A 3,214-nucleotide genomic window follows, 5' to 3' on the forward strand; every position below is an offset into this window, starting at 1 on the left:
GCGAAGACCTACTCTCCCAGGAGCTTTCGCTCCCAGTACCATAGGCGCAGGAGGGCTTAACTGCTGTGTTCGGCATGGTAACAGGTGTATCCCCTCCGCTATTTTCACCGGGCTAGAAATCAAATATGTTTTAGATTTGTTCTTTGAAAACTACACATTGAGTTAGTTAGAAAGAGGTCAAGGCCTCGACCTATTAGTACCAGTCAGCTAAAGAGATTGCTCTCCTTACACCTCTGGCCTATCAACCAGATCATCTATCTGGGGTCTTACCCTACACGAGTGTAGGCTGGAGACCTCATCTTGTGGAGGGCTTCGCGCTTAGATGCCTTCAGCGCTTATCCCGTCCGGACGTGGCTACCCAGCAATGCTCTTGGCAGAACAACTGGTACACCAGGGGTCCGTCCGTCCCGGTCCTCTCGTACTAGGGACGGCTCCACTCAAGTCTCCTACGCCCGCGACAGATAGGGACCGAACTGTCTCACGACGTTCTGAACCCAGCTCACGTACCGCTTTAATGGGCGAACAGCCCAACCCTTGGGACCTACTACAGCCCCAGGATGCGATGAGCCGACATCGAGGTGCCAAACCTCCCCGTCGATGTGGACTCTTGGGGGAGATAAGCCTGTTATCCCCGGGGTAGCTTTTATCCGTTGAGCGACGGCCCTTCCACTCGGAACCGCCGGATCACTAAGCCCTACTTTCGTACCTGCTCGAGATGTCTCTCTCGCAGTCAAGCTCCCTTGTGCCTTTGCACTCTGCGCGCGATTTCCAACCGCGCTGAGGGAACCTTTGGGCGCCTCCGTTACTCTTTAGGAGGCGACCGCCCCAGTCAAACTGCCTGCCTGACACTGTTCCGGAGCCGGATAACGGCTCGCGGTTAGAATTTCGGTACCGGAAGGGTGGTATCCCACGGATGGCTCCACCGAGGCTTGCGCCCCGGTATCCATGCCTCCCACCTATCCTGTACATCCGATACCAAAACCCAATGTCAGGTTACAGTAAAGCTCCACGGGGTCTTTCCGTCTAGTCGCGGGTAACCTGCATTTTTACAGGTATTTCAATTTCACCGGGTCCCTTGTTGAGACAGTGCCCAAGTCGTTGCGCCTTTCGTGCGGGTCGGAACTTACCCGACAAGGAATTTCGCTACCTTAGGACCGTTATAGTTACGGCCGCCGTTTACTGGGGCTTAGGTTTGAAGCTTCGCTCGAGAGCTAACTTCGCCCCTTAACCTTCCAGCACCGGGCAGGCGTCAGCCCCTATACTTCGTCTTACGACTTAGCAGAGACCTGTGTTTTTGGTAAACAGTCGCTCGGGCCTATTCACTGCGGCCCCCTCGGGCTCATGCGATTGCAATCACCCTAACGGGGCACCCCTTCTCCCGAAGTTACGGGGTCATTTTGCCGAGTTCCTTAACAAGGGTTCTCCCGGTCGCCTTGGGTTACTCACCCAGCCCACCTGTGTTGGTTTACGGTACGGGCATCTGAAAACCTCGCTAGAGGCTTTTCCTGGCAGTGTGGGATCAGCGAGTTCACTACTTATTGTTTCGCTCCCCATCGCGCCTCAGATTATCATAGGGACGGATTTGCCTACCCCTACTACCTTGGTCGCTTGGACGCGGATAACCAACACCGCGCTCAACCTACCCTACTGCGTCACCCCTTAACTACAAGCGGTTTTCAGATGGTACTGGAATTTCCACCAGTTTCCCATCGCCTACGCCTTTCGGCCTCAGCTTAGGTCCCGACTTACCCTGAGCGGACGAGCCTTCCTCAGGAAACCTTGGGCTTTCGGCGGATAGGATTCTCACCTATCTCTCGTTACTCATGCCGGCATTCTCACTTCCCTTCAGTCCACCGTGCCTTCCAACACGACTTCTACCCGAAGGGAACGCTCCCCTACCCCTGTTAGCAAAGCTAACAAGCCATAGCTTCGGTGACAGGCTTTAGCCCCGGAAATTTTCGGCGCAGGATCGCTTGACCAGTGAGCTATTACGCACTCTTTAAATGCTGGCTGCTTCTAGGCCAACATCCTGGTTGTCTCTGCGATCCCACATCCTTTCCCACTTAGCCTGTACTTGGGGACCTTAGCTGATGGTCTGGGTTGTTTCCCTCTCGACCATGAAACTTATCTCACATGGTCTGACTCCCGAAGTCTTAAATAGTGGCATTCGGAGTTTGACTGGGTTCGGTATCCGGATGGGGACCCTAGCCCAATCAGTGCTCTACCTCCACTATTGAACCTTCGAGGCTAGCCCTAAAGCTATTTCGGGGAGAACCAGATATCTCCGAGTTCGATTAGCATTTCACCTCTACCCACAGCTCATCCCCCAATTTTTCAACATTGGTGGGTGCGGGCCTCCACTCGGTTTTACCCAAGCTTCACCCTGGCCATGGGTAGGTCACTCGGTTTCGGGTCTACGACCTAGAACTGAATTCGCCCTATTCAGACTCGGTTTCCCTGCGGCTTCGGACCTGTGGCCCTTAACCTTGCTCTAGATCGTAACTCGCCGGCCCGTTCTACAAAAAGTACGCGGTCACAGCCCAAAGGCTGCTTCCACTGATTGTAGGCATACGGTTTCAGGTTCTATTTCACTCCCCTCCCGGGGTGCTTTTCACCTTTCCCTCACGGTACTTGTGCGCTATCGGTCGCCAGGAAGTATTTAGCCTTGGAAGGTGGTCCTCCCAGGTTCCCACAGGGTTTCTCGGGCCCCGTGGTACTCGGGTGAGTACTAGTGGTTGTTTATTTACTTTCACCTACGGGACTTTCACCCTCTTTGGTCCGACGTTCCAGTCGTGTTCGGTTAGTAAACAAACATACCACCTCCTTCCTGACTGAAGGATTAGTACTACCCACAACCCCTATACAGCAACGCAGTCAGACTTTTACACTGTATAGGTTTGGGCTATTTCCCGTTCGCTCGCCGCTACTTAGGAAATCGCTTACTTGCTTTCTCCTCCTCCGGGTACTAAGATGTTTCAGTTCCCCGGGTCTAGCCCCGTATGGCTACTTAGTTCACCATACGGTACCTAGGCTTAAACCTAGGTGGGTTCCCCCATTCGGAAATCCACGGGTCGTAGCTTGCTTACAGCTCGCCGTGGCGTTTCGCCGCTGGCCGCGTCCTTCTTCGCCTCCTGGCGCCAAGGCATCCACCGTACGCCCTTAATACCTTGACCTCTTTCTTTACTACTCAATGTGCAGTTTTCAAAGAACAAAT

2 rRNA genes are annotated in these 3,214 nt (G+C 53.9%); both read right to left on the reverse strand.

Annotated elements, in window-relative coordinates:
- Window positions 1–112, reverse strand: a 5S ribosomal RNA gene (rrf, locus tag CDO51_RS12915); the annotation flags it as partial.
- Window positions 113–173: 61 nt separating this feature from the next.
- Window positions 174–3,173: ribosomal RNA gene (locus CDO51_RS12920) — 23S ribosomal RNA — on the reverse strand.
- Window positions 3,174–3,214: the final 41 nt, after the last annotated feature.

It is taken from the genome of Natranaerobius trueperi (assembly GCF_002216005.1).
GTDB lineage: Bacteria > Bacillota > Natranaerobiia > Natranaerobiales > Natranaerobiaceae > Natranaerobius_A > Natranaerobius_A trueperi.